Here is a 6,405-nt window from a genome sequence, read left to right as displayed (position 1 = left end):
GACTCCTCGCGGCGCTCGCCGAGCACGGTCCGCGTCTGTCATCAAGCCTCGCGGCACGTCATTGGCCGGACGGTTACTTCCTGGCCACCGTGGACCCCTCGGGCAACCCGACCACGGGCATCCAGCGCTATTGCAACACGACCTGGTACCAGGACACGGGCAGCTACTGGCTCAGCACTTCCTGGGACCCGACGCGCTACGTGAACATCTACACCAACAGCGCCGGCGGCTCGCGAGGCTACGTGCCCTTCCTCCCCGCGGAGCCCACGGGCGCCGTCGGTCAGCCGCAGGACCGCGTGGTCATCAACTGGCTGGCCTTCGGACGGGTGGGGCCCGTCCCGCCGTACCACAACGGGCGGACTGTCACGCACGAGGTGGGTCACTACCTGGGCCTGTTCCACACGTACTACTCGGGATGCGGCACGGCCACCGCGCCGGACTGCTACACCACCGGCGACCGCATCTGCGACACCCCGCCCAATGCCACCTCCCACAAGGGGTGCACCGCGGGAATCACGAGCTGCGGCGGCGTGCCAGTCCCCATCCAGAACTACATGGAGCTGACGGACGACGCCTGCATGACGGGCTTCAGCGCGGAGCAGGTCCAGCGCATGCGCTGCACCCTGGCCACCTACCGTCCGGACCTGGCGCAGTAGCTTGTCACGCCAGTTGGCCGTCGAGGACCAGGCGCTTCGACGGCCGCAGTCCGGCATCTTGTTTGAGAATGGCGGGAGCGACGTCCTGGGACGGCACGAACGTCACCCGGCAGCACACGGGCGTGTCCTCCGAGGATTCGAGGCCGGAAGTCCGCTCGCGGAACTCCATCTCGAAGAGCAGCGCGTAGCTCCCTTCCGGCAGGTCGAACGGATGCACGCTCCCGTAGGACATGTCGCAAAGCTCGATGCCGCCTGCCGCCACTTCGAACGGAACGACGAGCGCGCGAAAGGCCCGAGGCGAGACTTGCAGCGTGTCCGCCAGGGCGACCTCGAAGGGCACGTCCCCGGCGTCTTCCAGCACCTCGAATGACACGTTGCCGCGACGCCAGGAGAATCCCTGGCCCATCGCCTGAGGCGTGAAGCGGTTGTGCCCGGGCTCGGGCAGTCCGCGTGAGCTGACCGTCACCAGCTTCTGCACCACGGCCATGACGAACCGCTGGGAGCGCTCGCGGTTCATCGGGACGGCCCGAGGCTTCGTGCTCTTGTCACCATTTCGTTCACCCCAGCGCTTCTTGAACGTGTCCCTCCGCGCGGACCACCAGTCGCGCCACTCCTTCACCGCAGCCTCCCTCTCTTCCCGCGGACCCGCGGGCTGGAAGTGGAGTCAGGTGGAGGTCGCGTCCCTCAGGCACATCTCCGCCAGGAACCGTGTGCGGACGTCATCGCTCTCCAGCAGGTCGATGAGCTCCGGGATGGTGTGCCTTCCCATCGCTTCCCTTGCCTGTGCGAACGCCTTGGAATCCTCCGCCATGCCGCGAGTGTTCCCGGTGCAGCCCCTTCGCGCGAGTGCCGCTGGTGGACAGTGTTCCCCACCGGGCTTCTAGGGCGCGGGCGGGGCCGCTATGGTCCACACCAGCGGAGGACTCGCCCGCCAGGAGCCATGAACTTCGTCTTCATCTCCCCCCACTTCCCCTCCCAGTACTTCCACTTCGCCACCGCCCTGCGCGAGCGCGGCGTGACCGTGCTGGGCATCGGCGACACCCCCTACGAGTCCCTCCGCCAGGAGCTTCGCGAGTCCCTTCGCGAATACTTCTTCGTCCCCAGCCTCACCGACTACGACGCCCTCCTGCGCGCCACCGGCTACCTCACCTGGCGCCACGGCCGCATCGACCGCATCGAGTCCCTCAACGAGTCCTGGCTCGAAGTCGAAGCCCGCCTGCGCGAGGATTTCCATGTCGCGGGCCTCCAGCCCTCGGACATCCTCAAGCTGCGCTCCAAGTCCGGCATGGCCGAGGTCTTCCACGCCTCCGGCGTCCCCCACCCGGACCTCCTGCGCGTGCGCGACGCGGAGCAGGTGAAGGCCTTCGCCGCCCGCGTGGGTTACCCGCTCGTGCTCAAGCCCGACGTGGGCGTCGGCGCCGCCCACACCTTCAAGGTCGCCAGCGACGCGGAGGTGGACGCCGCGCTCGCCCACCCGCTGCCCACGTCCTATGTCGCGCAGCCCTTCGTGCGCGGCACCATCGTCACCTACGACGGCATCGTGGACCGCCACGGCGTCATCGTCTTCAACCTCAGCCACGAATACAGCGACGGCGGCATGGAGACCGTCACCGAACGCCGCGACATCTCCTTCTGGAGCCTCCAGCACATCCCCGCCGCGCTCGACGTGCTGGGCCGCCAGGTCGTCGCCGCGTTCGGCCTGCGCGAGCGCTGGTTCCACCTGGAGTTCTTCCGCCTGCCGGATGGCCGCTTCGTCGTGCTGGAGGCCAACCTCCGCCCGCCCGGCGGCTTCATGACGGACATGATGAACTACACGTGCGACATCGACGTGTACCGGCTCTATGCCCGCGTGGTGACCGGCGACCCGGTGGCGGACTTCCAGTACACGCCGCGCCACCACGTCTGCCATAGCGCCCGCCGTCACGGCCGCCGCTACAAGCACTCGCACGCGCAGATCGTCGAACGGCTGGGCAAGTCGCTGCTCGTGCACCGCGAGCTGCCGCCCATCTACCACTCGCTGCTCGGTGAAGAGATGTACCTCACGCGCCACCCGGACCTGGAGTCCATGCGGGACGCGGTGCGCTTCATCCAGGCGACGTGAGCGGCGACCCGAGCTTCAGGGGTCCTGAATCCAGGTGAGCGCGTACGTGGAGCTGTCCCCGTCGTCGTGCACCTTCGTCACGCTGGGCGCCTTCGCGCCGCCCGAGGCCAGCAGCCCCTCGAAGAGGGCCTCCACGTAGCCGGGCGCGCCCAGGCTGGAGTTGAGGCTCAGCTCGAAGTGCGCGGGGCCGCGCTCCACGAGCGTCACCTCCGTGTAGTTGTCCGTGCCGCGCAGCACCTCCGGCAGCCGCTGCACCATGCGCCGGGGCCCCAGCACCCGCATCACGCCCATCACCGCGCGCCCCAGCAGCGTGGCCCCGTAGCCCTCCACGTGCGCCCGGGCGAGCCGGGTGTAGCCCTCCACCCGAGGCACGTCTGGATAGACCTCCTCCACGATGATCTCCAGGCACCGCGCCCAGACCGGCACGGGGTAGAGCGGCAACAGCGGCCGGTCCAGGTCCACGCCCGCATGACGCAGCCGTTCGCGCAGGCGGGGCGACACCTGTCCCTTCAGGCCGTGCTGGAGCAGGCCCTCCACGACCTGCACGTAGACCTGCCGCTGTTCGGGCGGCACCGAGCGGGGCTGGCGTGTCACGAGAACAGGCTCACCCGAGCAGCCACTGCATGGCTCCCGGCAGCCGGCGCTGCCAGTCCTTCTCGTGGTGCTCGCCGCCGGGCTCCAGCACGAGCGACACCTCGTGGTCTCCGTAGCCCAGGCCCTGGAGGTGGTGGAAGAAGTCGCGCGTGCCCCGGCCGTAGTCCAGCGGCAGGCCGCCCGCGTGGATGAACTCCGTGGCGCCCGCGTCCAGGTAGATGCGCGTCCAGCGGCGGCTGTGCTCGCGCCACGCGTCGAACAGGCGGCCCTGGCTCCACATCACCGTGGGCGACAGCGCGCCGATGCGCCCGAACACCCGCGGGAACTTCCACCCCAGGTACAGCGAGATGAGCCCGCCCAGCGACGAGCCCATCACGCCGGTCCACTCGCTGCCCTGGCGCGTGCGGTACGTCCGGTCGATGTAGGGCTTCAGCTCCTCCACCAGGAAGCGCCCGTAGGCCTCGCCTCGCGCGGACACGCCGTTGCGCGGTTCGTCCCACGGCGAGTACTCCTCGAAGCGGCCGGGGCCCGAGTCCACCGCGACGATGATCCACGGCTCCATCCGCCCCGCCTGGACGTTCTCCTCCGCGACGCGGTTGGCGCACCACGTGTCGAAGACGGCGGACTCCGGATGCGCGAAGACGTTCTGCCCGTCGTGCATGTAGAGCACCGGGAAGCGGTGGTCCTTCCAGGCGTCGTAGGTGTCCGGCGTGTAGATGCGGACGGTGCGGTTGAACCCCTCCTGGGGAGAGGGGAAGTGGCGAAGGATGTGGACGTAGCCCATGCGCTGTTTCTGGGGCCGGACGGACCGGCCTCGCGAGGATGTCACCGCAGCATAGCCGCACCGCCCCACGGCCACCTGGAGGCGCGTGGACCGCCGTCCCTCGCCTGGACCCCAAGTCCGGGAAAGGGATGGACCGCGCGTCGCGCCTTCTCTGTAGGGAAGGGTGGTCCCGCTCCTGCAGAGGGCCCGCCGCGTGCGTTCCGTCCTCGTCCGCGTGTGGCTGTTCCTGCTGGGTCTGCCCTTCACGGCGCTCGCCGCGACGTATGAGGTAGACCCCGAGGACACTGGCGAGCAGGCGCTGTTCGCGCTGCGGGAGGACGGCGCCATCACGGCCGAGACGCTGTCGGCGCTGCGGGTGCTGCGGCGCTCGGGGGTGGATCCGGCGAATGCGTCGCGCGCCTCGCTCTATGCGCTGCCGGGACTGACGTACGCGCGCGTGGATGGGTTCGCGGCTTCGGGAGGGCTGACGCCGGAGGAGCGGCGACGGCTGGCGCCCTTCCTGACGACCTCGGCGCCGGAGCGGGTGGCGGGGGATGCGCGGCTGCTGTCGGCGTTCGCCGCGTCGGATCCGGTGCTGCCTCCGCTGGCGCTCCAGGTGCGCGTGGCGGGACCGGAGGGATGGCGTTTGGGATTGCTCACGTCCCTCACCCGGCGACGGCTGGGCGCGGTGCACCGGGACGCGAACCGGCGGGCATTGGTGGCGGAGGCGCCCGGCGTGTCGGTGGTCGTGCCGAAGTTCTTCGGTCAGTGGACGGGCGAGCGGGCCTCCGTGCTGGTGGGCTCGTACCGGCTGGGCTTCGGTCAGCGGCTCACGTTGGACACCACCGGGCTGCCCACGCCGGAGGGCTTCCTGCCGGATGACGCCGTGCGGGTGCCGGGCGACGTGGAGCGCTGGTGCTTCCTGGGAGATGGCGCCTGCACCCCCGAGGAGCGCGCCGCGGACGTGACGCCGGACTTCCAATGGGACGAAGGCTTCCGGGGCGTGGTGGGCACGGTGCGGACCGCGTCGGGGGTGTCCGTGACGGGCTTCGGTTCGTATCAGTCCCGCTCGCTGCTCTCGCACGCGCTGATGGAACGGGCGTCCTGTGCGGGCACGGCCTGCAAGGCGCCCGCGGTGTGGCTCGCGGGAACAGGAGCCTCCACGGGACGAGTCGTGTCGCGCACGCTGCCCGGCGTGTTCCACGAGTGGGCGGGAGGTGGCCACGCGGCGATGGCGTGGACCCGGCGGGCACAGGTCGGAGTGACGGCCTGGGGCGCGCGGCCGGTGTGGAGCGTGGAGGGCGCGGCGCTCGATTTCCGCTCCACGGCGGGCTACCCGGCGGGCGGTGCCTTCGGCGCGGTGGGCGTGGATGGCGCGTGGGGGCTGGGGCCCGTGGACCTCTTCGTGGAGGCGGCGCGCACGTTCGATGCGGCGCCGGGCGGAGGCGGTGGCTACGGCGCGCTTCAACGCACGGTGGTGGCGGACACGTCGAAGGAGCTGGAGCTGTCGCTGCGTGCCTATGGGCGCGGCTTCGCCAATCCCTACACGGGCGCGATGTCCGGCCCGGACGAGTTGGAGGGCTCACGGGCCCGGAACGAAGTGGGCGCTCGCGTGCGCTACCTGCACCGCGTGGAGGGCGCGCTGCGGCTGCGCGGTGAGGTGGATGCGTGGACGCTGCCCTCGGATGGCACGGCGGTGGGCAGCGCCGGCACGGTGAACCTGCGGGGCTCGGCCCGGGTGGACTGGCGGGCGCACGCGCTGTTCCAACCGTCGCTGTGGGCCGAGTACCGGGACAAGGACGTCGGCGTCGCGGGGGACTGCTTCGACGGTTCGGGCGAGGACCCCTGCTCAGGGTCGCTGCTGCGCATCACGGCCCGGGTGAAGGCGGAGCTTCACGACGCGGTGTCCGTGGCCGCGCAGTACGCGCATGCCCGCGTGGATGATCCGGTGAACCGCGGCGTGCGGGAGGACGCGCACGCGGTGGTGGAGGCGCAGGTGCGGCCTTGTGACGCCTTGAGGCTGCGCGGCCGGGCCGTGTGGAAGGACGAGGACGTGTCGACTCGCGACCGGCTGGAGCAGGCCTTCCGGGCCACGCTCGATGCGAGCTGGACGGCGGACGCCGTGACGACGCGGGCCCGGTACGCGTGGGTCGTGGACTTGAAGGACGCGAGAGGAGCCCGGACGCCGCCGGATGCGCCCCGGCACCTGTTCGCGCTGGAAGTGGAGACGCGGTTCTGAAGGGAGCGGAGTGTGGCGGCTCGGGCAGTGCGGGGATGGGGTGTGCGGTTGG

6 protein-coding genes are annotated in these 6,405 nt (G+C 70.7%); 3 read left to right on the top strand and 3 right to left on the bottom strand.

The window, feature by feature from the left end:
- On the top strand, nt 1–656 hold a 656-nt coding region (locus K8612_RS27770; protein ID WP_255672263.1), incomplete at its 5' end, for a M43 family zinc metalloprotease.
- A 4-nt stretch (nt 657–660) separates the two neighbouring features.
- On the opposite strand, the gene comJ is transcribed toward K8612_RS27770, so the two are convergent.
- Nucleotides 661–1,275 carry a competence protein ComJ gene (gene comJ / locus K8612_RS27765; RefSeq protein WP_223764496.1) on the bottom strand — a complete coding sequence of 205 codons (615 nt, stop codon included), beginning with the start codon at nt 1,273–1,275 and terminating at the stop codon, nt 661–663.
- 321 nt (nt 1,276–1,596) lie between these two features.
- Between comJ and K8612_RS27760 the strand changes: the two genes are divergently transcribed.
- Nucleotides 1,597–2,757: an acetyl-CoA carboxylase biotin carboxylase subunit family protein gene (locus K8612_RS27760; protein ID WP_223739483.1), complete on the top strand. Its 1,161-nt coding sequence runs from the start codon at nt 1,597–1,599 to the stop codon at nt 2,755–2,757.
- A 15-nt stretch (nt 2,758–2,772) separates the two neighbouring features.
- Here K8612_RS27760 and K8612_RS27755 read toward each other — a convergent pair whose 3' ends face one another.
- Nucleotides 2,773–3,351: a DUF2378 family protein gene (locus tag K8612_RS27755; RefSeq protein ID WP_223764495.1), complete on the bottom strand. Its 579-nt coding sequence runs from the start codon at nt 3,349–3,351 to the stop codon at nt 2,773–2,775.
- Nucleotides 3,352–3,361: 10 nt separating this feature from the next.
- Complete coding sequence (locus K8612_RS27750) at nt 3,362–4,135, bottom strand: alpha/beta hydrolase (RefSeq protein ID WP_223739481.1); 774 nt, start codon at nt 4,133–4,135, stop codon at nt 3,362–3,364.
- A 193-nt stretch (nt 4,136–4,328) separates the two neighbouring features.
- On the opposite strand from K8612_RS27750, the gene K8612_RS27745 reads away from it, so the two are divergent.
- Nucleotides 4,329–6,353 carry a hypothetical protein gene (locus K8612_RS27745; protein ID WP_223764494.1) on the top strand — a complete coding sequence of 675 codons (2,025 nt, stop codon included), beginning with the start codon at nt 4,329–4,331 and terminating at the stop codon, nt 6,351–6,353.
- The last annotated feature ends 52 nt before the right edge of the window (nt 6,354–6,405 follow it).

Source organism: Corallococcus sp. AS-1-6, from assembly GCF_020037015.1.
In the GTDB taxonomy this organism is placed as follows: domain Bacteria; phylum Myxococcota; class Myxococcia; order Myxococcales; family Myxococcaceae; genus Corallococcus.
The sequence above is the reverse complement of the archived record's forward strand: the minus strand, read 5'-3'. Positions and strand labels throughout refer to the sequence as shown.

Bases quoted from the DNA above. Each gene is read 5' to 3' on its own strand.
- K8612_RS27760 (WP_223739483.1), top strand. From the start codon at position 1,597: ATGAACTTCGTCTTCATCTCCCCCCACTTCCCCTCCCAGTACTTCCAC.
- K8612_RS27750 (WP_223739481.1), bottom strand. From the start codon at position 4,135: ATGGGCTACGTCCACATCCTTCGCCACTTCCCCTCTCCCCAGGAGGGG.